This window comes from Bacillus sp. PK6-025, from assembly GCF_056530265.1.
On record NZ_CP096509.1, the window covers coordinates 2,930,012 to 2,956,222 of the forward strand.

A 26,211-nucleotide genomic window follows, 5' to 3' on the forward strand; every position below is an offset into this window, starting at 1 on the left:
CTCATATTCCTCCTTCGTAAATTTTTTTGCTTAAATAGCGGTCGCTGCTGTCGGGGAAAATTGTCACAATGTTTGTGCCGGCTTTCGCTTTTTCGGCTTCTTTCAACGCGGCAAACAACGCGGCGCCTGATGAGCTTCCGATCAGAAGCCCTTCCTTTTCAGCGGCTTCTTTTACAAGCCGGAACGCCTCTTCGTCAAGCACGGTGTAAATCTCATCGAAATGGCTTTCGTCCATATATTCCGGAATGAATTCCATTCCGATTCCTTCGGTTTTATGTCCGTGCGGTTCTCCTCCGTTTAAAATCGAGCCTTCAGGTTCAACAATAACCGTTTTAATGGACGGATTTTTTTCTTTTAGAAACTTGGCGGTTCCCGCAAATGTCCCGCCTGATCCCGCACCGGCGACGAAGACGTCAATCCGGCCCTCAAGATCATCCCATATTTCCGGGGCGATCGTTTTATAGTAAGCCAATGGATTTACTGGGTTTTTAAACTGCAAAATGCAATAAGAATCAGGAATCTCCTTCTCAAGTTCAAGTGCCTTTTCAATCGCACCCTTCATTCCGGCACTTCTGGGGGTATGAACAATTCGAGCGCCGAGCGCTTTCATGATCGACTGTTTTTCCATGCTGAAATGCTCGGGCACGCAAAAAACGGGTCTAATCCTGTGCTTTCTGGCGGCGAGGGCAAGGCCGATTCCCGTATTGCCTGCTGTCGCCTCAATGACCGTTCCACCGGGTTTCAGCTTTCCCGAATCGACGGCTTCAGCAATCATCACTTCTCCGAGCCGGTCTTTAATGCTGCCTCCCGGATTCATCATTTCAAGCTTTGCATATATGTTAACACCGCTGGGGATATGAAAATTCAAAATCTGCAGAAGCGGCGTTTTACCGATCAATTGGGTGATGTCCTTGATCACATTCATGTTCCTTCCTCCTTCAAGAGGTGCAAAACAGAGGGGGGGCTCCCCCCTGTTTTTAATTGATTCTTTTGATCATGCGGAGCACAAGATCTGTCGAATGCTTGGCAGCCTGCTCCAAAAATTGGTCAAATGAAATTTCAGACTCTTTTCCGGCGATGTCTGAAAGCGCCCTGATGACAACGAACGGCGTATTAAATTGATAGGAAACCTGTGCGACAGCAGCCGCTTCCATTTCAACCGCGTAAAGATCTGCAAACTTGCCGCGGATGAATGCCACGCGGTCAGGATCGCTCATAAAGGAGTCGCCTGTTGCAATCGTTCCTTTGACAACCTGAATGTGTCCCAGTTCAGACGCTTCGGCTTCCGCCGCTTGGATCAATGTACTGTCGGCCTTGTATGCGGCCGGCAGATTCGGAACCTGTCCATATTCATAATCAAATGCCGTGACATCGACATCATGATGGCGGACTTCGGTCGAGATGACGATGTCTCCGACATTAAGCGAATGATGGAAGCCGCCGGCTGATCCGGTGTTGATGACAACGTCCGGTTTAAAGCGGTCGAGCAGAATCGTCGTGCTCATGGCTGCATTGACTTTGCCGATGCCGGACTTTAAAAGTACGACTTCTTTTCCTTCATAAAATCCGCTGGTAAATTCACAGTTTGCGATGACTTCTTGGTTCGTCTGTTCGAGCTTGCTTCGCAAAATCGTGACTTCTTCTTCCATTGCTCCGATAACTGCGATTTTCATATCTTAAAACTTCCCTTCAAATTACAATTTTGCCGCTTCCATTACCCAGACAAAATCATTATGCTTTTGAAAGGCAATACTGAATTGTTCTGAGGTAAAGATCATTTCCATTTCCGAAAGCGTCGGATAATGTTCCGTTTCAAGGTCTTCCGCCAATTGCAGGAACCCTTTTTCCTTCGCTTTTTTAACAGCGGCAGAGAAGGCTTCCCGATCCTTGAAGACGGTATCAGCAAACACTATTTTACCATGCTTTCCGAGCATTTTTCCATATCGCTTCACAGCCTCCCGTTTCTCTTCGTTTGTCAGGTGGTGAAACGCATAGGAACTGACAATCGTGTCGGGAGAAAACGGCGGTTCCGGAAAGTCGAGAAAGTCTCCGTCAACGATCACTGCAGTCTCCGCTAGCTTTGCCTCGGCAATTTCCCTCATTGCTTTTGAAGGTTCTACACCTGTGACTCCCTTTCCGGCTGCCAGCAATTTTGCAGTCAGATTGCCAGTGCCGACGCCGAATTCAAGAACTTTATGCCCGGAGCGGCTGACGACATCATCCAGAATGCCGTCGTAGTTGCGAAACACTTCTTTGTACTGAAGATCGCGGCCAACTACTGTATCATCATAAGAATTTGCCCAGTTCTCAAATAAAGGAATGAACTCTCTTCCCATTTTATCGTCACTCTCCATCTATTTTTACAATTCCTATAAGTATAGTATGATTTATTCAGTTGATTAGTTCTTATCCTACCACAAGTCATTCGTTTTGGGTACAAAAAAGGCTTGGTTATATTTCCCTTGTCACCCGGACGCTTCTTTGCTTTAATAAAAAATGACTTGAAACGAATGGAGGATTGGTTTATGAACTTCGGGCTCGATCTGATCAAAGATAAAATTGAGTTTTTTGAGGCGCTGAGCTTAGAGGAGCTTGAAAAAAAGATCAGTCAGCAGATTGAAAACAACCAGGCGCTTTTGCTGAGGGTCCATTCGGTTTCCCATCAGACGGCGGTCATTGACGGACGGATCCACTACAGCGCAGTCGTGCATTTTAAAGCCGAATCATAAAAAAAAGCGCCCGGTTGTTAAAACCGGACGCTTTTTTCTTTACTTCAACTGTTCAACTTTTGTCGGCTTCCAGCCTTTCCCGTCAACCCAAGTAATGGCTACCTGGTATTTGACGCCGGTGTCCTTCGCCTGAATGGTTCCTTTCGCATCTTGCGGGCTGCCGTTGTTTCCGAGCCAGATCAACGTCATGTTATCCTGGGAAACCCCTGTCGCATATGAAATGGCTTCAAGCATTTCTTTCCAGTCTTGTGAAGACGAATCATATGTTGCGGTATGCTGTCCGCTCTGTTGTGTGCCGACAGGCTTCCAGTCAGGATTGATGATCGTTTTTTCAACATTGGCGCTTGAACCGCCTTCTTTCACTTCGGCTCCTTCAAACGGATCATCTGATGTTGATTTGTCCTCGTCTGAAGCAGAGTCTTTATCCTTGTCCGAGTCGGAATCGCTGTCTTCTTTGTCGGCAGAATCGCTTTTTCCTTTGTCCTCATCTTTTACATCTTCGTCAGACGTTTGTTTCTTATTGTCGGAAGCAGGTGCTTCTGTCGTCTGTTCAGAATCGTTTTTCGAAGCATCTTGCTGCGCCTGCTCCTTCGGGCTGTTCATCATCAGACTGCTGGCGACGACAACGATTAATACCAATACGATGCCTATTAAAATGTTAAGCACAAGATTCGCTTTCCTGCGCTTATCACGATTTTCAAAACGAGATTCCCTTGTTTCGCTCAAGTTCATTGCACTCCTTTTTCCCTCTTGCCTCGCTTTCTATTTTATCATCACCTGAGGCATTCTTCTATGTCTGGTTCTTTTCAATTTCATATACTTTTTTAACAATATCATAAAATACGGCATTTGTCGCAGCCTTGCTATCCGGCGTATCCATATGGACGACGACGAGCGCATATTTCGGTTTGTCCGCCGGAAAATAACCTGCGAACCATTTATGATAGAGCGATTTTTTGTCATCTGCCGTCCGGCCTGTCTGAGCTGTGCCCGATTTGCCCGCTACTTCGTACGGAAGATCTCTGAAGCGCCGGCCTGTCCCCTTTTCAGACGTGACGACTTTTCTGAGCAGTTTCTGCAGCTTTTGCGCGGTATACTGATCGATTTTCTCTCCGGGGAGCTTGTGATCTTTAAAAGCCGTCATCAATGTGCCGTTTTTATATTCGATCTGGTCTGCGATCTTGACTTGTTTTTTCTCTCCGCCTCTTGCAATGGTCGCCATCATGTTGGCGATTTCCAACGGGGTCAGCTTCACATTTTTTTGGCCGATGGCGGTCTGGGCTACAGCTTTTTTGACTTTTTTGTCCTTTTCATCCCCCCAGATTGATCCGGCAGTTTCATGATGAAACTGTCTGAACTCATCTTCATGATACAGTTTCCCTTCCCAGCCGACCCGTCCGGTCAGCCCAAGCTTTGCGGCGGTATCTTCGATCACGGAGCTGTTTTTTTCAACGAGCTGCCCAGCAAGATTTGTAAACGTGTAGTTGCAGCTTTCCGCAAAACTGTCTTCCAAGCTGAGCTTCCCTTTGTCTTCTCCGGCCTCACCGTACAGGTTCAAATTGCAGTTAAAGGTTTTTGACGGATGGTCCAAGCCGTTTTCGATCGCTGCCGCAGCAATCACGGTTTTAAAAACCGAGCCGGGATATACCGGTGTCAGCATATAGTTTTGCCTTGTTTTTTGCAATGCCATGTTGAGATCGGGCTTGCTCGCAATCGCCGCCACGCCGTTCGTCTCGATGTCAATCAGAACCGCTCCGCCTTTATCAAGCTGATGGTCAGCCAGTACATCTTCCATTGCCCGCTGAACCTTTTTGTCGATCGTTGTTTTGACTTGCAGCGGGTAAAACGGATTTGCATCTGCCGTATATTTGACGTCCATACCAAACAAAGGGTTTCCCAATCCGTCCACATGATACAACAGTTTTGTATCTTGTTCAGGCAGCAGGAATTCATCAAATGTCCGCTCCATGCCGAAGGTGCCGATTTTCGTGCTGATGGAGAGGCCCTCTTTATCGGGATATTTTCGTCGGAGAAGGTCCGGGTCTTGATTGGTCATACCGAGCGTATGCGAAGCCAGCCTGTTCTTTTCTGTTTCTTCTATGTATACGCCGTAAACGCCGGGATATTTCAGTTTATTGATTTTTTCGAGAGCCGTCTTTGAAATGGACGCTCCTTCATGTTTTGTAAGAATCACAGGTTTTTTCGCATGCTCAAGCTTATTCTCGAGCTCATCTTTTGTCATGTTTAAAATTTCGGCTGCTTCTTCGGCCGGCCATGGCTGATGTTTTAAAAAAGGAAATAAGACGATGGCCGGTTTTTGGGTGACGGACAAATGTTCGCCGTTCCGATCTAAAAAAGATCCTCTCCCGTCTGAAATCCGAACTTCCTCAGTGCGCTGTTTGACGCTTTCCTGGATTAAGTTCACATTCCGTTTAGAAAAGGATTCGGTAAAAAACAGTTGAATTTCAGCGAGCCTGATCAGCAGAAATAACAGGGCAGCCGAAATGATAATCGACACCCACTTCATGCGCTTTTGCCATTTCATAATAAAAACACCTCATCCACATTGTGGACGAGGTCATCGTTTGCTAAACAAATTTTATGAAATTTTCACAATTTTTACAAGCATTTCGCCGCCCGGTGTTTGAACGGTCACTTCGTCCCCGACCTGTTTGCCGAGAAGGCTTTTCGCGATTGGGGAATCGTTCGAGATTTTTCCTTCAAACGGATCAGCTTCCGCGCTGCCCACAATGGTATAAGATTCTTCTTCACCGTCAGGAAGCTCCGTAAATGTAACGGTTTTTCCGAGGCCGACGATATCTGAGTTTGCACCATCGTCTTCGATGATCTTTGCGTTGCGGATCATATTGTCAAGGGTTGTGATGCGCCCTTCTACAAAAGCTTGTTCTTCTTTTGCTGAATCGTATTCGGAGTTTTCGGAGAGGTCTCCGAAGCTTCTTGCCACTTTAATACGTTCAACAACTTCTTTACGTTTAACCGTTTTCAAATACTCAAGTTCTTCTTCCAGTTTTTTCTTTCCCGTTTCTGTCATAGGAAATACTTTCTCTTGTGCCATGTTCCTTCACTCCTTCTAGTTGGTTCCTCATCACTTGTATGTGAGGTATAGACTTGAATATACAAGAATGAGGACAACCCTTGTCCCCTTCTTCTCTCCCATATTTGTAAAGTATCATATAAACCGGATGGAAGGCTCCGGTAAATGGTGCTTATACAGTTAAAGAAGGGCTCAGGATGAGAACCCTTCAATTTCTATACATAATATGGTCAGAGTTGTGTTTGTCTATGCTATGTTATTATAAAATCGCGTTTTGTTCAAGAATAGTTTGTATTTTTGTTACCATCAGGTCGATGGCGACGCGGTTTTGTCCGCCCTCCGGAATAATGATATCGGCATAGCGTTTCGTCGGTTCGACAAACTGGTTATGCATCGGTCTGACGACTGAGATGTACTGCTCGATGACAGAATCGATCGAACGTCCTCTTTCTTTTATGTCTCTGACCATCCTTCTGATGATCCGCAGGTCGGCATCCGTATCGACATACAGCTTGATGTCCATTAAGTCGCGGAGCCTTTCATCCTCGAGGACAAGGATTCCTTCCAAAATAATAACATCTTTCGGATCGACGTGCACGACTTCCTCTGAACGCGTATGCAGCTTGTAATCGTAAATCGGCTTTTTGATCGGCTTGTAGGCAAGCAATTCATTTAAATGCTCGATCAAATAGTCATTATCAAATGCAAGCGGATGGTCGTAGTTCGTGTTCAGCCGCTCTTCAAACGGCAGATGGCTCTGATCTTTATAATATAAATCCTGTTCCAGCATCAAGATCGAATGACCTTTAAACTGTTCATAAATGGATCTGGTGACGCTCGTTTTTCCAGATCCGGAGCCTCCCGCTATGCCGATAACTACCGGTTTTTTCCCCATGCCATTACTGCCCCTTTCTCATCATGTTGCTAGGATATATCTTGTTGTCCACTTTAAATTTGACGATCTGCAGGGGATGGCGGGCTGCATCAAGCACATTGCCTTTTTCGTCCCATATCGTGTCAATTTTGCATGTGAAATTTTCGATTTCCGGACCGAAAAATTCGACTTCATCTCCGGTTTTAAAGAAGTTCCGCTGCTGGAGCGTGACCATTTTTGTCTCTTCATCATAATCAAGGACAAGTCCGGCAAAGTCGTATGTTGTCTTTTTGCCGTGAACGCCGAACATCTGCTCTTCATATCCGGGGGTTCCTTCAAAGAAAGCAGGCGCCGTGTCTCTATTGGCGCATTTGTCCAGTTCTTTCAGCCATTCTTCTTTGATGACGAAATTTTCGGGGTCAGCGCAATAAGAATCGATCACTTTTCTGTACACACTGACGACTGTCGCAATGTAGTGAATCGATTTCATCCGGCCTTCGATTTTCAGGCTGTCAATACCCATTTCAATCATTTGCGGAATCGATTCGATCAGCTTCAGATCTTTCGGGCTCATCGCAAACGGTGCATCGCCTTCTTCATATAGCGGCAGTGCATTCGCCCCGTCCGTCTGATACAAATCATAGTCCCATCGGCATGACTGGCAGCAGCCTCCGCGGTTAGAGTCTCTGGCCGTCATATGGTTGCTGAGCACGCAGCGGCCGGAATAAGCGATGCACATCGCACCGTGTATGAATGTTTCGATTTCAATATCCACTTTTTCTTTCATTTCTCTGATCTCAAGTGCGCTCGTTTCGCGCGCGAGCACGACCCGCTCAAGGCCTTCTTCCTTCCAGAACTGAACGGCTTTCCAGTTTGAAAGGGACTGCTGGGTGCTCAAATGCACTTCCAGCTTCGGCGCGACCCTGCGGCATGTTTCAATGATCAGGGGATCAGCGACGATAATGCCTGACACGCCTGCTCCCTCGAGGTCGCGCAAATAGTCTTCTAGCCCGTCGATATTTTCTTCATGCGCAAAAATGTTTGTCGTCACATAAATTCTTGCGCCGTATTTTTTCGCAAATTCGACACCTTCAGCCATTTCTTCAATTGAAAAGTTATCTGCGTTTGAGCGGAGTCCATATTCACGTCCGCCGATAAATACAGCGTCTGCGCCATAGTGGACAGCGATTTTCAGTTTTTCCAAATTTCCCGCCGGAGCAAGAAGTTCTGGCTTTTTCGTAATGACGCGTTTTCCATCAACGATTTTGGAAATTTTATCTTTTACTGCAGACATGGCTATCCCTCCTTTTAGTATACTGTTTCTTTGAAAAAGAATCCGGTATCGATGCTGCGGTTTGCAGGCTGCAGCTGTTCAATCCGCTCGATCCATTCTTCTTTCTTGTCTTCGTATGCTTCTCTGTCTGCGATGCAAAGGTCGATGGCTTCGCGGTACATGGCCGTTACCTCAGTCATGTATTCGACCGATTTTAAAATCCCTTCAATTTTAAATGAATCGACGCCGGCATCGATTAAATCCTCAAGCTCATCAATGATGCAGACGTCATTCGGACTCATGATGTGCGTGCCGTTTTCGTCTTCGAAAATCGGATATTTGTTACCGCGTTCTTTATCATGAAGATACATGCCTTTTTCTTTTTTCTTTCCTTCGATATCCATGACTTTTCCCTGGTATTCAAAATAGTTGCCGATCAGGGAGCGCTTTGACTGGAACATACATGTCATGCCGTGAACCTGAATTTCGATCTCGACTTCTGCTTTCTCTTTAATCTCAACGATGCTGTCCATGTTGAGCTCTCTTGCGAGCACCGCGCGCTTCGCGCCCTTTCGCCCCCAATAGTTGCAGGAATAATGGTTGGTTGCGGTCGTTTCCGTATTCCAGTGAAGTTTCATATTCGGCGCTGATTCCCGTGCAGCCATAAGTACAGCGGGATCGCCGAAGACAACCGCATCGGCGCCTGCCTCTGCCAAGAAAGAAAGGTAGTCATTCAGTTCTGGCACCCGGTCATTGTGAAAAATCGCATTCACGGCAACATATACTTTTGCGCCTTTTTGATGAGCCTGAATGATGGCTTCTTTTACTTCCTCTCTGGAAAACTCCCCGGCTAAACGCAGACCGAACCTTTGTTCACCGATGATAAACGCATCGGCGCCCGCCTCTGCCAAAGGCTTAATATCCGAAACAGCCGTCGGCGTCACAAGCAGTTCAGGCTTTTTCATATCCGTTCACCTCTTTTTTGACTGACGGCCAATCCGTCGCCCACAGGCAGGATCGCCGTGTGGTAGTCAGGATGCTCCATCAGCCAATGATTGTAATGATCTATTTTCGATACAAGCTTTTTGATGCGCTTGTTTTCGATCTGATTGTAATCTGATGCGACAAGGCCTTTGAAAAGGACATTGTCAGTAAAAATGATGCCGTCATCGGCGAGCATTTTTTCATATATACTGAAAAACTTCTGATACTGGCCTTTTGCGGCATCGATAAAAAGCGCATCATAAGGAGCCATCGATTGAACGGCGTCCGATTCGCTGAGCGCATCGCCGAAGAACACGTGAATTCTGTTTTCAAGCTGGAATGACCGGATGTTTTTCAACGCTTCCCGATACCTGTCTTCATCGCGCTCGATCGTAAAGATTTCAGCTTCGGGAAGGGCAAGTGCCATCCGAATCGCCGAATAACCGATGGCGGTACCGATTTCAAGAATTTTTTTCGGATTTTTGAGTGAAAGAAGCTGCAGGAGCACTTCGATTCCTGTCGGTTCCATAATGGGCACGCCATGCTTTTCGGCATAGGCCTCCAGTTTCATAATTTCAGCCGGTCTTTGCTTCAGCAGCTTTTCAAGATAGCCGGTCAATTCTTCGTGTCCAATCTTCACGGGCAGATGGCCTCCCTTTCATAAAAAAGAGCCTTAGGTCAGATGTGCAGCACTCTCCTAAAGCAGTCGACTGTCTTTTCTCAATAAACAACCCGATATATTTTATCATAAAACCTTTGTATTTGCGAATAAAAGGAGAGTAATTTTTACTCTCCTTTTTCCTCGTCCTGCGTGTTCGTAATGTATTTTGCTTTTGCTTTATTGTGTTCTTCAAGCGTTTTTGTAAAGACGACTTCCCCATTTTTCTTTGCAAGGAAATAAACATAGTCTGTTTGCTCCGGATTTAATGCCGCTTCCCAGGAGCTCTCTCCCGCGTTAGCAATCGGCCCAGGCGGTAGACCGGCATGTTTGTACGTATTATACGGGGAATCCGCTTCAAGGTCTTTGTACATGACACGGTTTTTATGCTCCCCAAGCGCGTATAAAACGGTCGGATCCGTTTGCAATGGCATGTTTTTGCTGATGCGGTTGTAAAAGACGCTTGAGATTTTATGCCGGTCCGCTTTTTCGGTAGCTTCTTCTTCAATTAACGAAGCCATCGTCAAGGCTTTGTGGACGGACATCTTTTTGTCTTTCATCTGCTTTTCATACTTTTCAGCCAGCTGATCTGTTTGTTTGATCATCGCTTCGATGATTGCGTCCAGCTTCGTCTCAGGGTCGTAAAACGGATATGTCGCAGGATACAGGTATCCTTCAAGCGGATGCTTGATATTCTTGTTTAGCACGTCGTCGGTGATCAGTTTCGGATACTTCTGTTTTAATCGGCTGATGAATTCGCGGTCATCCAGCTTTTTCATAATGTCCGCTGCCGAGTAGTTGGTTTGTCCGGCGATGATAGCTGCGATTTCCTGGAGCTGTCTTCCTTCAGGAACGGTAATTTTAAATGCCGGTACATGCGAAGCGCTCGTCAGCTTTTTGACCATGCCGGCCGCATCCATCGACTGGCTGAGCTGAAAGTTCCCCGCTTGAAAGCCGGAGGCATTTTTAAATTTCACATAAGCGATAAATACTTTTTCGTTTTTAATTAGGTCCTCTTTTTTCAGTTTGGCGGCGATGGACGTAACGGTCGATCCTTCCGGAATATAGACGCTGACCGTTTTTGCATTATTTTTATCGACCGGTTCGAGCGCCGATTTGACGTAGAGCGAAATAGCGCCTGCGGTTAAAATCAGCAGAACCGCGACCACAGTCAGCCAAAACTTTATTTTATGTTTAAGGAGTCTTTTTATAAACGGTTTCTTTGTCTGATCTTCAAACATTGGTGTCCTCCTCTCCTCCCATGGTATATACTACATGATTCGTTATCATTCGGCAATTTATTACAAAATGTTTTAATAAAAAAAGCCGCCTGTCGGCAGCAGGGCGCAAATGATTGCAGATGCCCATTTAAAAAATGACAAAATCCTAAAACGGTTTAAGTTTTAGGATTTTGTCAAGCGGTTCAGCCGCTGCTTTATTCTTCTTCGTCTTCATCCGCTAAAAACGTGTTCAGTGTCTCTTCGATCATATCCCACTCTTCTTCTGTTTCAATCGGCATCAGTTCGCCGTCTTCTCCGGCTTCATTCGGTACGAAGCTTGAAGCATGGATCTCGATCTCTTCCTCGTCCTGTGCTTCAACCGGATAATAAAGCACGTATGACTTGTTAAACTGATCGCTGTCAAATGTGAAGAGCACTTCACACAGCTGTTCGTTTCCTTTGTCGTCTACAATCGTAATGTTTTTTTCTCCGTGTTCCATCTTAATCACCTCATGAGTTTAGGCTGTCGAGATATCCTTGAAGGATCATCACGGCCGCCATTTTATCTATTACTTTTTTTCTTTTCTGCCTGCTTACATCTGCTGAAATCAGCATTCTTTCGGCCGCCATTGTCGAGAGGCGCTCGTCCCAAAGCACGACGGGAACTTGAAACGTTTCTTCAAGCACTTCCGCGAACTTCTGGCTCGCCTCCCCCCTCGGGCCGACGGTTCCATTCATGTTTTTGGGAAAACCGAGTACAATCTTGTCAATTACATAGTCTTTCGTCAATTCGGCGAGGCGGTTCAAGCCGTAGTCACCGCCCGCCTCGTCGATTTTAATCGTTTCTATCCCTTGAGCCGTCCAGCCCATTTCATCGCTCAGCGCTACGCCGAGCGTTTTCGAACCTAAATCCAGACCTAATATTCGCATGCTTGTTTACGCCTCTTTATGCTGTTCTAAGTACGATTTAACCAATTCTTCGATTATCTCGTCTCTTTCTATTTTCCGAATCAGGTTACGTGCATCTCGATGCCTTGGAATGTAAGCGGGATCTCCTGATAGCAGGTATCCGACAATTTGGTTGATCGGGTTGTAGCCTTTTTCCTGAAGCGCATCATGGACGGTTATCAGCACTTCATTTACATTGGTTTCCATCGAATCGTCGGAAAAGTTAAATTTCATCGTCTTATCAAATGAGCTCACCGTTTTGCACCTCTTTCCCAAATTCGCAGGCAAAGTTTCAGCCTGATTACCTTCTAATCACCATTCTACACCACAACGGCTATTTATAAAACGGATTTTACCCATTCTTCCGCAGATGCTAATGCTTCAGCAAGCCGCTCAGGCTGTTTTCCCCCCGCCTGCGCCATGTCTGGACGGCCGCCTCCGCCGCCTCCGCATGCTTCTGCGACTTGCTTGACAAGCTTGCCTGCGTGGAAACCCCGCTCTATTAAATCTTTTGTAACTCCGGCGGAAATATTCACTTTTTCGTTTTGAACCGCCCCGAGAACGATGACGGCTGAGCCCAGTTTCGCCTTCAGATCGTCAACCATTGTGCGCAGGTGATTCATATCTTTGGCATTCACTTTTTCTGCGAGCAGTTTGATTCCGTCAATTTCTTTTACTTTTTCTAAAATCTCTCCGGCTTCTTTATTTCCCAGTTTCGCCAATAAAGATTCGTTTTCTCTCTGAGCTTCTTTCAGATCAGACTGGAGCGCTTCGATCCGTTTCGGCACTTCCTTCACATTGGTTTTCAGGACTTCTGCCGCCTGCTCGAGAAGCTCCAGTTTGGCGTTCATCTCTTCATAAGCGCCCTGCCCAGTTACCGCTTCGATTCTGCGGGTGCCGGCCCCGATGCCTGATTCGGACACGATCTTAAAGAGACCGATTTCAGCCGTGTTTCTCACGTGGCAGCCTCCGCACAGCTCGATGCTGTAGTCGCCAACTTGAACGACGCGGACGATGTCTCCATATTTTTCGCCAAACAGCGCCATGGCTCCCATCGCTTTCGCTTCATCAATCGGTTTAAAGTCGATTTGCACAGGAATCGATGCCCAAATTTTCTCGTTCACTTTTGTTTCTATTTGTTCGAGTTCTTCCTTAGTCACCTGTCCAAAGTGAGAGAAGTCAAAGCGCAGACGGCTGTCAGTGACTAGCGAGCCGGCCTGGTTGACATGCGTACCGAGCACATCTTTCAGCGCCTGGTGAAGCAAATGTGTCGCGGTATGGTTTTTGACGATGTCTTTTCTTAGCCGCTCCGTGACTTCTGCGGTCACGCTCATGCCTCTTTTAATTGCGCCGCTTTCCACGATCCCTTCATGCAGGTTCTGGCCGTTCGGCGCTTTTTTAACGTCTGTGACGCGAATCGCGGCATCCCCGCTTTTAACCCAGCCTCTATCACCGATTTGCCCGCCGCTTTCAGCATAGAACGGGGTTTTTTCCAGGATAAACTGAACTTTCTTGCCTTCTTGAACGAGGTCGGCAAGTTCCCCGTCTTGAAGAAGCTCGGCGATTTTCGTTTCCGTTTTGATATCGGAATAGCCGATGAATTCGCTTTTTGTCATGATATCGCGGAGAGCGCCGCCTTGAACCTGCATGCTGCCGACGTCCTGGCGCGCCTGCCGGGCCCGTTCGCGCTGCTTGTCCATCTCGCGCTCAAATCCGTCATGATCGACTTCCATGCCTTCATCTTCGGCGTATTCTTCGGTCAGTTCAACAGGGAATCCATACGTATCATACAGTTTAAAGACATCTTCCCCGGAAATGATGCGGTTTCCTTTTGCTTTTTCCTTTTGAATCACTTCTGAGAGAATCGCCAAGCCCTCGTGCAATGTTTCATGGAAGCGTTCTTCCTCTGTTTTGATGACTTTCGCGATAAAGTCCGCTTTTTCTTTGACTTCGCCGTAGAATGCGGCCATGATGTCGGCAACTACCGGCACGAGCTCATACATAAACGGACGGTTAATATTGATGGACTTCGCATAGCGGACAGCGCGGCGAAGCAGTCTTCTGATGACATAGCCGCGCCCCTCGTTTGACGGAAGCGCTCCGTCGCCGACCGCAAACGCAGCCGTTCGAATATGGTCGGCCACAACCTTAAATGCCGTATCTTTTTCAGCAGATGTGCCGTACTTTTCTCCTGAAATGGCTTCTGTCGCCTTGATGATCGGCATAAACAAATCTGTATCATAGTTCGTCTTGGCATCTTGAATAACAGATACCATCCGTTCAAGACCCATCCCCGTATCGATGTTTTTCTTCGGAAGCGGTGTGTATGTTCCGTCAGGATTGTGGTTGAACTCGGAGAACACAAGATTCCATACTTCAAGGTAACGCTCGTTCTCCCCACCCGGGTAAAGTTCCGGATCAGACGGGTCATTTCCATAATCTTCACCACGGTCATAGAAAATTTCGGTATTCGGTCCGCTCGGGCCTTCACCGATATCCCAGAAGTTTCCTTCCAGTCTGATGATCCGTTCCTCTGGAACGCCAATTTTTTTTGACCATAATTCATACGCTTCGTCATCTTCCGGATGGACCGTGACTGACAGCCGTTCGGGATCGAAGCCGATCCATTTTTGATCGGTTAAAAATTCCCATGCCCACTCGATCGCTTCTTCTTTGAAATAATCGCCGATCGAAAAGTTCCCGAGCATTTCAAAGAACGTATGGTGGCGGGCTGTTTTCCCGACATTTTCAATATCGTTCGTCCTGATTGATTTTTGAGCGTTGCAGATGCGCGGATTCTCCGGCACAACCCGTCCGTCAAAATATTTTTTCAGCGTCGCAACTCCGCTGTTGATCCAAAGCAGGGAGGGATCTTCATGCGGAATAAGAGAGGCGCTCGGTTCAACGGCATGCCCTTTTTCTTTAAAAAAATCTAAAAACATTTGGCGCACTTGTGCGGATGTCAATGTCTTCATTATTTTTTCCTCCTTTAAATGATGCACATGCAAATTAAAAAGCCCCCGCCCTATGCAAACAACGTTTACACAGGGACGAGAGCTCCTCTCGCGGTACCACCCTGATTATGGGCGTAACAAAACGCCCATCACCTTGATATCCGAATAACGCCGGATGAAGACGGCAGGTTTTCGCCTGCACTCAGGATTAGCTTCTACTGATCTTCTGTTAAAGCTCTTTCACCGCAATGGAGCTTCTCTCTATAAAACAGGGCTTCAGTATACTCGGATCCGTCAATCGAGATACGTATGTATGTCTATTTCGAAATTATAGACAACGGAAGCCGTTATGTCAAACTTCTGCCGCTCACGCTTTTCTTGCCGCTAAAAAATGGACGAGCATCACTTTGATAACGGCCATGACAGGCACAGCCAGAATCATGCCGATGATGCCGGCAAGCTCCCCGCCCGCCAGCAATCCAAGCATAATGACGACGGGATGCATATGCAGGCTTTTCCCGACGACAAGAGGGCCGAGAATATTGCCTTCGATAAACTGCAGCACCAAAATCGTAATGATCACCACGAAAACGAGCCTCGTCGATAAAGCGGCAGCTACCATAACGGCGGGAATCGCGCCGATGACGGGACCGAAATACGGGATGACATTTGTCGCGCCGATGACAAGGCCGAGGATCAGCGGATAGGGCAGGTCAAAAAACCAAAATGACAGGCTCGCTCCCAAGCCGATGACAAGACAGACAAAAAGCTGGCCTCTGATGTAGTCTCCAAGAGAATCATCGACATCGCGGATGAATTCGCTGCCTCTCGACCTCCATGAAGAAGGCGTCAAATACCATACCGCCTTCTTCATCGTATCAATATCTTTCACCATGTAGAATACTAAAAAAGGAATAATCGCCGCCACGAGCATATAATCAAAAACGAACCGGATGCTTCTGATCGTCCGTTCCACCCAGCTTGCTACGAATTCCTCCGTCTGATTGACGAACCTGTCGATCCTGTCGTGCATGCCGTCGGGCCAGCCGTCTGTATGATGATGCAGCTGATCCAGCATGCTTTCGTAAGATGCGGCAAGAAACGGAATTCCCTCTGATAGCTCTGTCAGCTGTTTAATGAGGATCGGCACCCCTTTGTAAAAGGCGTAGCCGAGACCGGCAAAAAACAGAACATAAATCAGCAAAATACTCAATGTTCTCGGCACGCCGGCCCGGTGTATCTTTTCAACGACAGGCAAAAGCAGATAGGTGATAAAAACCGCAATTACAAGCGGGATCAGAATCGACTTCAGCAGCACGCAGACAGGCTCCCAAATCATTCTCAGCTGCAAAAAGATATAGACGGTTAATAGCAAAAGCATGAAGATCGAGACCCACATTAAAAGCTGCAGCGGTTTTTTCAGCATTTTTTTCACCCCTTGTTAGCTTTTGATTTCTGCTTGTAATTATTCCCGAAGAAAAAAGGGACACCCTTTTTAAGGGTATCCCTTCTGCTTAAAACATTTTCATGACGCGTCTTCTCAGCTTTCTCATGTTTCGCTTGTTCATCATATCGTTCTGAGACGCCATGTAGTACATCAAAGCCCCGGCTCCTAAAGAAATGAGAGAAGTCATTGTACGATTCAACTTTCTAACCTCCATTCAAAGGTTAATCGTTCGTTCGTCATCTGAAAACAGATCGTCCAGGCTGCTCAATGTTCCGTCCTCTTCGACTTGATGAGTCGAAATTTTTCCTTTTGAAAGGGTCAGCTCAATAAAGCATCCCCAGCAGTAATATTGATTTACACCGATTTTGCCGATGTTTTTGCTTTTGCAATTCGGGCAAACGAGCATTTGAACACACACCTCTTATTCGTTCAAGACGATTGTGCTTCTGCCTACTTCAAGCGGTTCCCCAGATGAGTGAATCTGCTTTTTGTCGCCTGACAAATCGGCAAAAAAACCGTCTGATAGTTCATATGCTACGATTATGCCCGTGTCGGAAGAAAAGTATACATCTTCCAGCATGCCCAGCGTATCTCCTGCTCCGTTTTTGACCATTTTTTGTTTCATCTGGTCATAAGAAAGACTCTGCTTCGGAATTTGCATCGGCTTGAATTCGGTGAAATCAACATATACGCTGTCACGTCCGATTTCGGTGACAGCGGGAAGCGGAAGAAGCGAACGGGGATTGTAAAAGCGCCGCTTCTCTTCCATAATCAATCCGAGACATGTCCCTTCATTGGAAAAACAGATATCTGTTACCACCCCAAGCGGGAGAGAAGATTGTCTGTCGTAAACATTGAGTCCTTCCAGCTCATTGCATGTTCTCAAAGTGTGATCAACCACCTTTTTACGAACATTCTTATGATCTGCTGTTGCAACGCGACTCATACGATGAAATGGATTCCATGAAAAACACTTATTCTGCTTCCTTTTCCATAAAATCAAAAGGTGTAATGCCTTCCATCCCGATATTGGCGTCATAGACGCTAAAAGGCAGCTCTTTTTGCAGCGCCATGAGCTCTTCATCCTCTTCATGCGCCGCCTGCTGAAGCCTTCTTTTAAGCGATGTCTGCCTTTCCGATGATTCCTTATTTTTCACGCCCCATTCAAGGGCCTCTTCTTCCCCGCACAAAATCAGGAATTTCTTGCTTCTTGTGATGGCCGTGTAAAGCAAGTTCCTTCTCAGCATGCGGTAATAGCTTTTGACGACCGGAAGGATGACGATCGGAAATTCGCTGCCCTGCGATTTGTGGATTGAACAGCAATAGGCGTGCGTAAATTGGTTAAAATCTTTTTTTGTAAAGGTGATTTCATTCCCGTCGAAAGAGACGACGGCCATATCTTCTTTTTCCGTATTTTCTTTTGCATAAAAAATCGAGACGATCTCACCCATATCACCGTTAAACACGTTGTGTTCCGGCTGGTTGACGAGCTGAAGCACTTTATCCCCGGTACGGTACACGACATCGCCGTACTTCATTTCCCTGCCTTTCGGCTTCGGGGGATTCAGGATGCCCTGCAAAAGCGCGTTTAACTCGTTGATACCGGCTGCTCCCCTGTACATCGGAGCCAAAATCTGAATATCCCTGGCCGAATACCCTTTTTGCAGCGCGTTTTTGACGACTTTTTCGACGACTTCTTTAATCTGCTGCTGGCGGCAGCGAATGAAAGAACGGTCTTTTGTCGGCGCGGTCAAGTTTTCAGGAAGCTTTCCTTGTTTCATTTCATGCGCCAGTTCAACGATGGAAGAGCCTTCAGCCTGCCTGTAAATATCGGTTAATCTGACAGAAGGAATGACATTCGATGCCAAAAGATCCCTCAGCACCTGTCCGGGACCGACGGACGGAAGCTGGTCTTCATCTCCGACCATGATGACCTGAATCCGGTCGGGAATCGCCTTGAACAATTGGTTGGCGAGCCATATATCAAGCATGCTCGTTTCATCAATGATGAGCAGCCGTCCGTCAATCGGATTGTCTTCATCGTGCGTAAATCCTTCGGCTCCATTCCAGCCGAGAAGCCTGTGAATCGTTACGGCCGGCAACCCGGTCGACTCGCTCATCCGCTTAGCGGCCCGGCCGGTCGGTGCTGCGAGCACAAACGGAAACGTTTCATCCTTTTTGTAATCAGCCGGATTTAAGCTTAAGCCGTGCAGCTCGCTGTACAACTCGACGATTCCCCTAATGACGGTCGTTTTCCCGGTTCCCGGTCCGCCTGTCAAAAGCAGCATCGGCGACATCAGCGCTTTTTGAATCGCTTCTTTTTGACTTGGCGCGTACTGCACTTTCATCCGTTCTTCAAGCTCCCCTAAAGCGAGCAGGAATTCCGATTCGGGAAACTGGTCATCGTATTCGGTCTGTCCGGCGATTTTCTGCACCCTTTTGGCAAAGCTTTGTTCAGCGTAGTAAAGGGACGGATAATAACACCTTTCATCTTCAATGAACAGCTCTTTTTGCTCCCCTAAAGAAATGATCGCGTCCGCCACATCCATCTCGGTTACTTTTTCATCACCTGCAGACTGGTTTAACAGTTTTTGCGTCTCGATGATGAGCTGTCTCGTGTCTATGTATGTATGCCCTTCTTGAAGGCATGTCGCTTCAACCGTGTATAAAATCGCCGCCTTGATCCGCTCTTCATGTTTGCCTGAGATCCCCATTCTGCCGCCCAGTTCGTCCGCCTTGATAAAGCCGATTCCTTCGACATCCTTGACAAGCTGGTACGGATTTTCGCGGATTTTATCAAGCGTTTCCGCTTCATACGCCTGATAAATTTTCATGGACAGCTGGGGGCCGAAGCCGAATTCGCTCAAGGAGATCATAATCTGTTCGAGCCCCTGATGCTGCTGCAGGGCAGCGGCAAGCTTATCCGCCTTTTTTTTGGAGAGCTTCGGAACATCATACAGGACGGTGCCGTCGCTTAAAATTTTGTTGATCGCACCTTCCCCAAGCTTATTAACAATTTCCTCGGCCATTTTTTTGCCGATTCCTTCAAATAAATCGCTGGCCAAGTATTGGATCACACCTTCTTTCGTTGTCGGCACTTCTTTTTTAAAATGATCCGCTTGAAATTGCAGGCCAAATTTCGGATGGGAGGCGGTTTTTCCGTAAAAAGTGTAGATATCGTCTTCATGGATCAAAGGAAAGTAACCCGTGACAGAAACGGTTTTGTCTTCAAAAGACTCCGATGTTTCTTCCACTTTTACTTTTAATACGGTATACAGGTTTGTTTCATTATGATAAATGACAGCCGCAACCGTTCCTTTTACAAATGAAGCTTCTTCCATTTCAATTTGGTCCGGGTTATGGCGCTGCATCACTGTTCTCCCCCTCTCCATTCAAAATCCGTTATGACGGCCCTTGATCAATCAAGCTTCTTCCAAAAGCTGCTTGGCGCGAATGCTGAGCATATGGTCCGGCTGAATGTCCAGCGCCTTGTTCAGCATGGCAAGCGCGGTTTCCCGATCTTCCTTAAACGCATAGGCAACGCCTAAATTATAAAAAGCATCTGCATGGGACGGATCGCGCTCTGTTACATTTGAAAACTCCGTGATCGCTTCGTCCAGCATCCCTTCATTGGCAAGGCACATCGCGTATTGAAAACGGGCTTCGACATCCGTATCGTTCAGCTCAGCGGCCCTTTGCAAATACGGCATCGCGAGCTTCGGCTGCTCAAGCTTCACAAGCGTCGTCCCGAGCATATAATATAAGTCGCTGTTTTCCATGCCCGTCCGATGCGCTTTTTCAAACATGTCCTTCGCTTCTTGATACCGTTCTTTCATGACATAGACATTCCCGGCTCCATAATAAGCTGCTCCCGCTTTCTCGTCCAAAGCAGCCGCCCGGTCGTAAAACTTAAGCGCCCTGTCCAGTTCCCCGACTGCCGAAAGCAGATTGGCAAAGTTGATATAAGGCACCGGATCGCCGCTGTTTTCATCAATTGCCTTTGTAAAGGCTTCTGCGGCTTTTTCAAAGTCGCCTTTTTGCATAGCATCTATTCCAATTTGATTGTAATCCAAAAGCCCTCTCCCTTTCACGAACTATTTTAAAAAGGCCGCCGACATTGCCGGCAGCCGTTCGAGAAGCTCCGGGGTGTTATCCAGAGCCCCGGTTTTATACATACCAAAGTTGTTGTCCGTCTTTAAACACATCATCAATCGTTCCGCCGCCTAGGCATTCTTCACCTCTGTAAAAGACAACTGCTTGTCCCGGCGTAACGGCGCGGACCGGCTCTTTAAAGACGACCTCTGCTTCATCTGTCCCGGTCATTCTGACAGTGACTTCGTGATCGGCTTGGCGATAGCGGAATTTGGCCGTGCAGGCGAGCTCGTCTTCGCCGCCGAAGACGCCGTCATGCACAAAGCTTACGTTTGTCGCCGTGATCTTATCGGAGAAAAGAAGCGGATTGTCGAATCCTTGGTCAACATACAAGATGTTTTTTTCAAGGTCTTTTCCGACGACGAACCAAGGGTCTCCGCTTCCGCCGAGGCCGAGGCCGTGCCTTTGTCCGATCGTATAGTACATTAAACCGTCGTGGCGGCCTTTGAATTCGCCTTCCATCGTCCGCATATCTCCCGGCTGTGCTGGAAGGTACTGGCTGAGAAACGTTTTGAAGTTCCGTTCTCCGATAAAGCAGATGCCTGTGCTGTCTTTTTTGGCAGCTGTCGCAAGCCCCGCTTCTTTTGCGATTTCCCTGACGCGGCTTTTTTGAAGCTCGCCGATCGGAAACAGCACTTTGCTTAACTGCTCTTCTGTCAGCTGGTTAAGAAAATAGGTCTGATCTTTATTTTCGTCCAACCCTCTGAGCATTTTAACACGCCCGTCCGTACGGTCGACCCGCGCATAGTGGCCGGTGGCCAAATAATCGGCTCCAAGCGACAAAGCGTGCTCCAAAAAGGCTTTAAATTTAATCTCTTTGTTGCACATCACATCCGGGTTCGGCGTTCTGCCCGCTTTATATTCATCAAGGAAATATTGAAAAACCTTTTCCCAATACTGCTTTTCAAAATTTACCGCATAGTACGGAATTCCGATTTGATTACATACCTTTATAACATCTTCGTAATCTTCCGTCGCTGTGCAAAAACCGTTCTCATCTGTGTCATCCCAGTTTTTCATAAAAATTCCGATGACATCATAGCCCTGCTCTTTCAAAAGCAAAGCCGCCACAGAGGAATCAACGCCTCCGGACATTCCGACGACCACCCGTGTATCTTCAGGCCGCTTCGTCATTTTCATCAACTCCAATAAATCAATTCAAAAACTTGTCTTCAGATCATATCATCATTTTCGGGCAAGATGCGAATCTTTAGCTCGGAGCGTCGCTTCCCGACACTTATGACAGGCGCTGAACAACTGCCGCAAGTTCTTTCGCGGCCCGCTCCACCTGCTCCTCTGTATTGCCAAAGCCGAAGCTGATCCGTATGGATGACGTCAGCCGGTCATCTTCCTCGCCAAACATGGCGGAGAGAACATGAGACGGAAGCACAGATCCGGCCGTGCACGCCGATCCGCTCGATACTGCAATTCCCGCCATATCGAGATTAACGAGCAGCGATTCAACAGATACTCCCGGAAAATACAGATTTAAAATATGCGGCAGGCTGTGCTCTCTGCTGCCGTTCACATCGAAGGAGACGCCATCTGCTTCCAGCGTACGAATGACGATGTCTTTAAACCGGCGGTAAAGCGCCGATTTTTCTTCTCTTTCCTGACCTGACAGCAAAACGGCTTCACCGAGTCCCGCGATTCCCGGGACATTTTCCGTTCCCGCCCGGCGTTTGCGTTCCTGCTCTCCTCCGAAAAGCAGCTGGCTGAGCTTCACCTTTTCGTTGACGTATAAGAAGCCTGTCCCCTTCGGCCCGTTCAGTTTATGTCCGGAGACTGACATCATATCGATGCGGCTTTTTTGCACATCAATCGGCAAAAAGCCGAAGGCTTGTACCGCATCTGTATGAAACAGCGCCCGATGGTCTTTTAGCAGATCGCCGATCTCATCTATCGGCTGAATCGTTCCCACTTCATTGTTTCCATACATTACCGTCACCAGGATGGTATCGTCCCGCAGCGCGTCTTTCACCTGCTCAGCGGAGATTCTTCCGCTTTCGTCGACATCAAGATATGTGATGTCAAATCCCATTTCTTCAAGCCTGTTGCACGTATGCAGAACGGCGTGGTGCTCGATCTTTGTCGTGATGATGTGGCGGCCCTGCTGCTCTCTCGCCAGCGCGGTTCCGAGAATCGCCATATTGTCGGCTTCGGTTCCCCCGCTCGTAAAAACGATTTCATTGGGATGCGCTCCGATTTCCCGAGCGATCATCTCCCTCGTGCCGTCTAGCCATTTTCGGCTTTCCCTCCCAAAGGAATGAATGCTTGAAGGGTTTCCGAAGTTTTCCGTTAAGTAAGGCAGCATTTTTTCCACTACCCGTGGGTCAGTCGGAGAAGTCGCTGCATGGTCTAAGTAAATCCGTTCCATCCTACCATTACACCTCGATCTTAAATGTAAAACATATACGCTTCTTGCTCGCCCTCTGTATAGCTGGCCAAGTCTTCAAGCGTCGTGGAGTCCAGCACTTCCTTGACAGCGTCGCGAATCTTGATCCACAGCTCGCGCTTTGCCGGCTCCTCATTTTCAAGTACTTCCACCGGGCTGATCGGTCCTTCCAGAACGCGAATGATATCGCCCGCCGTAATCGCCTCAGGCTCGTCACCCAGAATATAGCCGCCGTACGCGCCGCGGATGCTTTTCACAAGCCCTGCGTTCCGCAAAGGTGAAACAAGCTGTTCCAAATAATGTTCCGATAAATCGTTTGTCTGAGCAATACTTTTCAAAGAAGTCGGGCCTTCCCCATGCTTTTTAGCAAGCTCAATCATAATCGTCAGCCCGTATCTGCCTTTAGTTGATATTTTCAAAATAAACACCTCTAACCTATAATAAATCATGCCTTCAGGACGAAGGTACTCGGCGTTTTTCGCAGGACGCGAAAGCTCTTAGCCGAGTCTCCTTTTCTCACCAGGACAAAGCTACTCGGCGTTCCTCGCAGGACGCGAAAGCCTTTAGCCAAGTCTCCTTTCTCACCAAGACGAAGGTACTCGGCGTTCCTCGAAGGACGCGAAAGCCTTTAGCCGAGTCTCCTTTCTCACCAGGACAAAGCTACTCGGCGTTCCTCGAAGGAGGAAAAAGCACGCAGCCGAGTCCCGTTCGGACGCAGGAGGCGTCCGGCACATCCTAACAAGGCATAAGCCGTTCTCCAAATGAAATTACCGGTGCAAGCCGGCTGTTGGTTTTTAAGCATCTGTTATATATTAAAAACTCGGTTAAGGCAAGGTACCGTCCTTGCCCTTCTGATAGATTACAGGTTATTATAGCACACTTTATATAAACTTTCATTTTCGGCCCTATATTCAGCTTGCCATATTCATTTCTTTTCTAATCGTCTTTTTTCCGTTACTCTATAAAAAGAATACATTCGGGAGAGATCAATCATGAAACCACTCGCATTTCGAATGCGCCCTACAAAAATCGAAGAGGTTCTCGGCCAGGATCATCTGGTCGGAGAAGGAAAGATCATTCATCGGATGGTGCAGGCCAAACACCTCTCATCGATGATTCTGTACGGCCCCCCGGGCATCGGCAAAACGTCGATCGCCACGGCGATTGCCGGCAGCACAAGCATCGCTTTCCGAAAGCTGAACGCTGTCATCAATAATAAAAAGGACATGGAAGCCGTTGCCGCCGAAGCCAAAATGTCGGGGCAGGTCATCTTAATCCTTGATGAAGTGCACCGGCTCGACAAAGGCAAGCAGGACTTTCTCCTTCCGTATTTGGAAAACGGCATGATTATTATGATCGGGGCGACGACAGCCAACCCGTACCATGCGATCAATCCGGCGATCAGAAGCAGAACGCAGATTTTCGAGCTGCAGCCATTAGACTCTGAACAAATCAAAGCGGCCATTAAACGGGCGCTTGAGGATGAACACAGAGGCCTCGGTTCTTATGATGTTGCCCTCGACGATGAAGCCCTTGACCATATGGCCCGCGGCTGCGGCGGCGATGTCCGCTCCGCTTTGAATGCGCTCGAGCTTGCCGTATTGTCCACAAAGGAAAACAGCGAAGGAACCATCCGCATTACATTGGAAATCGCAGAAGAATGCCTGCAGAAAAAAAGCTTTGTCCACGACAAAGATGGAGACGCGCATTATGATGTCATTTCCGCTTTCCAAAAATCGATCAGAGGCTCTGATGTCAATGCGGCACTTCATTATCTGGCAAGGCTCATTGAAGCGGGGGATTTGGAAAGCCTTGCACGGAGGCTGCTTGTTATCGCCTATGAAGATATCGGCCTGGCGAGTCCGCAGGCTGGAGGAAGAACGCTTCAAGCTATTCAAACGGCGGAACGAATCGGATTTCCGGAGGCAAGGATTCCGCTCGCCAACGCCGTGATCGAGCTTTGCCTGTCTCCTAAATCGAACTCGGCGATCCTTGCGGTTGACGAAGCGCTGTCAGACGTCCGCTCCGGAAAGATCGGCGATGTGCCGAACCATTTAAAAGACGCCCATTATAAAGGAGCCGCAGAGCTTGGCAGAGGCGTCGAATACAAATATCCGCACAATTACGAGAACGGCTGGGTCAAACAGCAGTACCTGCCTGATCCGCTGAAAAACAAAGTTTACTATCAGCCGAAGCAGACAGGAAAATTTGAGCTCGCGCTGAAACAAGTATATGACAAGCTGATGAAACAAAAATAATAAACAGCCTGTTCCCTTTTCATATGGGGAACAGGCTGTTTATTCTTACACTGAGCTTTAAAGGATGACAAAATCCCAAAACGGCTTTTAGTTTTGAGATTTTGTCAACAATCTTAAACGACAGCACCGTTGCCGTCATTTTTGTATTACTTATCTTTCACCCTTTTGATCGGGATATCTTTCAAAAGCTCCATGATCACATGGCCGCCCATGATCAAGCCTGCGACTGACGGAACAAAAGCATTCGAAGACGGCGGCATCTGCGCTTTGCGAATTTTCGCTTCGTCATTTCCGACGATTTGGCGTACGTCTTCGCGGATCACGATCGGGCTTTCGTCAGAAAAGACGACTTTAATGCCTTTCGTAATGCCTTCCTTGCGAAGCCTCGTCCGGATGACTTTTGCAATCGGATCGGTGTGGGTTTTTGAAATATCGGCCACTTGGAACCTTGTCGGATCTGTTTTATTGGCCGCTCCCATGCTTGAAATGATGTTGATGTCCCGCTTCAGGCACTCTTTCATTAAGTGAATTTTATAATGAATCGTGTCTGACGCGTCGATTACATAATCCGGTTCATAAGCAAAAAACTGTTCATACGTCTCTTCGGTATAGAACATTTTTAAAGCGATGACATCACACTCAGGATTAATATCGGCGATTCTCGCTTTCATTAAGTCAACTTTCGGCTGTCCTACCGTTGAAAGTAAAGCCGGCAGCTGACGGTTGACATTGGTGATGTCAACATCGTCTTTATCGACCATCACGATTCTGCCGACACCAGAACGGGCGAGCGCTTCCGCGGCGAAAGAGCCGACCCCGCCGACGCCTAAAACGGCGACCGTGCTGTTTTTTAAAATATTTAAACCTTCTTTTCCAATCGCTAATTCATTGCGTGAAAACTGATGTAACAAGAATCTCACTCCATCTTTATTAACAGTTACCGATAGTATCTTATCATAATCGGGTGATTAAACAAGCGGTCTATTTCATTTTCCCGTCATATTTTTTCGCTTCGCCTCATAGATTATCCTATGTATGGCCGAAAAAGGCCTTTTCAAGCACAAAAAAAGTCCCGATTGTGCCGTTGTCGTATTCCTTCGTTTTGATCCCGCTCTCGGCAGGTGGGTGTTCTGTTCCAAACTTTGCAAGTCCTCCTGAGCACACGAGTGATAAGAGGCATTTGCTCCATTTGGAAACGTCGAACTCCCAAGTAAAAAAATGTTCGGTCAAAACTAGGTGTACAACAAACACATCAGGACTTTAT

General features: G+C 47.4%; 27 protein-coding genes and 1 other RNA gene. 2 read left to right on the forward strand and 26 right to left on the reverse strand.

Going from position 1 to position 26,211, the window contains the following annotated elements:
* Window position 1: 1 nt before the first annotated feature.
* The 3 genes from M1D67_RS15015 to M1D67_RS15025 are packed head-to-tail and all read right to left on the reverse strand — an operon-like array spanning window position 2 to window position 2,336.
* On the reverse strand, window positions 2-925 hold the full coding sequence (locus M1D67_RS15015; RefSeq protein WP_020452383.1) for a PLP-dependent cysteine synthase family protein: 924 nt from the start codon (window positions 923-925) through the stop codon (window positions 2-4).
* A 52-nt stretch (window positions 926-977) separates the two neighbouring features.
* A complete protein-coding gene (gene mtnN, locus M1D67_RS15020; RefSeq protein WP_020452384.1) occupies window positions 978-1,673 on the reverse strand; it encodes a 5'-methylthioadenosine/S-adenosylhomocysteine nucleosidase in 696 nt (231 codons plus the stop codon).
* Between the two features lie 21 nt (window positions 1,674-1,694).
* Window positions 1,695-2,336: a class I SAM-dependent DNA methyltransferase gene (locus M1D67_RS15025; RefSeq protein ID WP_103749536.1), complete on the reverse strand. Its 642-nt coding sequence runs from the start codon at window positions 2,334-2,336 to the stop codon at window positions 1,695-1,697.
* Window positions 2,337-2,525: 189 nt separating this feature from the next.
* Between M1D67_RS15025 and M1D67_RS15030 the strand changes: the two genes are divergently transcribed.
* Window positions 2,526-2,729: a YrzA family protein gene (locus M1D67_RS15030; protein ID WP_023855370.1), complete on the forward strand. Its 204-nt coding sequence runs from the start codon at window positions 2,526-2,528 to the stop codon at window positions 2,727-2,729.
* 39 nt (window positions 2,730-2,768) lie between these two features.
* On the opposite strand, the gene M1D67_RS15035 is transcribed toward M1D67_RS15030, so the two are convergent.
* From M1D67_RS15035 to cymR, 21 genes are all read right to left on the reverse strand, one after another.
* Window positions 2,769-3,461, reverse strand: a complete 693-nt coding sequence (locus tag M1D67_RS15035; protein WP_020452387.1) for a YrrS family protein — start codon at window positions 3,459-3,461, stop codon at window positions 2,769-2,771.
* A 58-nt stretch (window positions 3,462-3,519) separates the two neighbouring features.
* Window positions 3,520-5,274, reverse strand: coding sequence for a peptidoglycan D,D-transpeptidase FtsI family protein (locus M1D67_RS15040; protein ID WP_328055942.1), 1,755 nt, complete (start codon window positions 5,272-5,274; stop codon window positions 3,520-3,522).
* Between the two features lie 54 nt (window positions 5,275-5,328).
* Window positions 5,329-5,805 carry a transcription elongation factor GreA gene (gene greA / locus M1D67_RS15045; protein WP_020452389.1) on the reverse strand — a complete coding sequence of 159 codons (477 nt, stop codon included), beginning with the start codon at window positions 5,803-5,805 and terminating at the stop codon, window positions 5,329-5,331.
* A 238-nt stretch (window positions 5,806-6,043) separates the two neighbouring features.
* Entirely contained in the window at window positions 6,044-6,679 is a 636-nt protein-coding gene (gene udk / locus M1D67_RS15050; RefSeq protein ID WP_020452390.1) for a uridine kinase, read from the reverse strand.
* Window positions 6,680-6,683: 4 nt separating this feature from the next.
* Window positions 6,684-7,952 (reverse strand): peptidase U32 family protein, encoded by a 1,269-nt coding sequence (locus tag M1D67_RS15055; RefSeq protein WP_020452391.1) that lies wholly within the window; start codon window positions 7,950-7,952, stop codon window positions 6,684-6,686.
* A 14-nt stretch (window positions 7,953-7,966) separates the two neighbouring features.
* Window positions 7,967-8,896 carry a peptidase U32 family protein gene (locus M1D67_RS15060; protein WP_023855373.1) on the reverse strand — a complete coding sequence of 310 codons (930 nt, stop codon included), beginning with the start codon at window positions 8,894-8,896 and terminating at the stop codon, window positions 7,967-7,969.
* Window positions 8,893-9,555 carry an O-methyltransferase gene (locus tag M1D67_RS15065; RefSeq protein WP_020452393.1) on the reverse strand — a complete coding sequence of 221 codons (663 nt, stop codon included), beginning with the start codon at window positions 9,553-9,555 and terminating at the stop codon, window positions 8,893-8,895. Before M1D67_RS15065 ends, M1D67_RS15060 begins: the two co-directional genes overlap by 4 nt.
* A gap of 146 nt (window positions 9,556-9,701) precedes the next feature.
* A complete protein-coding gene (mltG, locus tag M1D67_RS15070; protein WP_479831365.1) occupies window positions 9,702-10,814 on the reverse strand; it encodes an endolytic transglycosylase MltG in 1,113 nt (370 codons plus the stop codon).
* Between the two features lie 194 nt (window positions 10,815-11,008).
* Window positions 11,009-11,293: a DUF1292 domain-containing protein gene (locus M1D67_RS15075; RefSeq protein ID WP_016885528.1), complete on the reverse strand. Its 285-nt coding sequence runs from the start codon at window positions 11,291-11,293 to the stop codon at window positions 11,009-11,011.
* A 10-nt stretch (window positions 11,294-11,303) separates the two neighbouring features.
* Complete coding sequence (gene ruvX, locus M1D67_RS15080) at window positions 11,304-11,723, reverse strand: Holliday junction resolvase RuvX (RefSeq protein WP_003183918.1); 420 nt, start codon at window positions 11,721-11,723, stop codon at window positions 11,304-11,306.
* Between the two features lie 6 nt (window positions 11,724-11,729).
* The gene (locus M1D67_RS15085; protein ID WP_003183920.1) at window positions 11,730-11,996 is read right to left on the reverse strand and encodes an IreB family regulatory phosphoprotein; all 267 of its coding nucleotides are present in this window, start codon (window positions 11,994-11,996) and stop codon (window positions 11,730-11,732) included.
* 83 nt (window positions 11,997-12,079) lie between these two features.
* Window positions 12,080-14,716, reverse strand: coding sequence for an alanine--tRNA ligase (gene alaS / locus M1D67_RS15090; protein ID WP_479831366.1), 2,637 nt, complete (start codon window positions 14,714-14,716; stop codon window positions 12,080-12,082).
* A 346-nt stretch (window positions 14,717-15,062) separates the two neighbouring features.
* A complete protein-coding gene (locus tag M1D67_RS15095) occupies window positions 15,063-16,121 on the reverse strand; it encodes an AI-2E family transporter (protein WP_075213061.1) in 1,059 nt (352 codons plus the stop codon).
* Window positions 16,122-16,209: 88 nt separating this feature from the next.
* On the reverse strand, window positions 16,210-16,341 hold the full coding sequence (locus M1D67_RS15100) for a YrzQ family protein (RefSeq protein WP_003183926.1): 132 nt from the start codon (window positions 16,339-16,341) through the stop codon (window positions 16,210-16,212).
* 15 nt (window positions 16,342-16,356) lie between these two features.
* Window positions 16,357-16,548 carry a hypothetical protein gene (locus M1D67_RS15105; protein WP_016885531.1) on the reverse strand — a complete coding sequence of 64 codons (192 nt, stop codon included), beginning with the start codon at window positions 16,546-16,548 and terminating at the stop codon, window positions 16,357-16,359.
* A 15-nt stretch (window positions 16,549-16,563) separates the two neighbouring features.
* Entirely contained in the window at window positions 16,564-17,028 is a 465-nt protein-coding gene (locus tag M1D67_RS15110) for a PRC-barrel domain-containing protein (protein WP_023855377.1), read from the reverse strand.
* A gap of 88 nt (window positions 17,029-17,116) precedes the next feature.
* A complete protein-coding gene (recD2, locus tag M1D67_RS15115; protein ID WP_479831367.1) occupies window positions 17,117-19,513 on the reverse strand; it encodes an SF1B family DNA helicase RecD2 in 2,397 nt (798 codons plus the stop codon).
* Window positions 19,514-19,564: 51 nt separating this feature from the next.
* Window positions 19,565-20,215, reverse strand: a complete 651-nt coding sequence (locus M1D67_RS15120) for a tetratricopeptide repeat protein (RefSeq protein ID WP_025811062.1) — start codon at window positions 20,213-20,215, stop codon at window positions 19,565-19,567.
* Window positions 20,216-20,309: 94 nt separating this feature from the next.
* The gene (gene mnmA / locus M1D67_RS15125; RefSeq protein ID WP_479831368.1) at window positions 20,310-21,428 is read right to left on the reverse strand and encodes a tRNA 2-thiouridine(34) synthase MnmA; all 1,119 of its coding nucleotides are present in this window, start codon (window positions 21,426-21,428) and stop codon (window positions 20,310-20,312) included.
* 103 nt (window positions 21,429-21,531) lie between these two features.
* Window positions 21,532-22,671, reverse strand: coding sequence for a cysteine desulfurase family protein (locus M1D67_RS15130; RefSeq protein ID WP_101561148.1), 1,140 nt, complete (start codon window positions 22,669-22,671; stop codon window positions 21,532-21,534).
* Between the two features lie 20 nt (window positions 22,672-22,691).
* Complete coding sequence (cymR, locus tag M1D67_RS15135) at window positions 22,692-23,108, reverse strand: cysteine metabolism transcriptional regulator CymR (RefSeq protein WP_023855382.1); 417 nt, start codon at window positions 23,106-23,108, stop codon at window positions 22,692-22,694.
* A gap of 573 nt (window positions 23,109-23,681) precedes the next feature.
* On the opposite strand from cymR, the gene M1D67_RS15140 reads away from it, so the two are divergent.
* On the forward strand, window positions 23,682-24,947 hold the full coding sequence (locus M1D67_RS15140; protein ID WP_023855383.1) for a replication-associated recombination protein A: 1,266 nt from the start codon (window positions 23,682-23,684) through the stop codon (window positions 24,945-24,947).
* A 146-nt stretch (window positions 24,948-25,093) separates the two neighbouring features.
* Here M1D67_RS15140 and M1D67_RS15145 read toward each other — a convergent pair whose 3' ends face one another.
* Together M1D67_RS15145 and ssrS are read right to left on the reverse strand one after the other, a co-directional pair.
* On the reverse strand, window positions 25,094-25,858 hold the full coding sequence (locus M1D67_RS15145) for a tRNA threonylcarbamoyladenosine dehydratase (RefSeq protein ID WP_025811059.1): 765 nt from the start codon (window positions 25,856-25,858) through the stop codon (window positions 25,094-25,096).
* Between the two features lie 154 nt (window positions 25,859-26,012).
* A non-coding RNA gene (ssrS, locus tag M1D67_RS15150) (6S RNA) lies at window positions 26,013-26,209 on the reverse strand.
* Window positions 26,210-26,211: the final 2 nt, after the last annotated feature.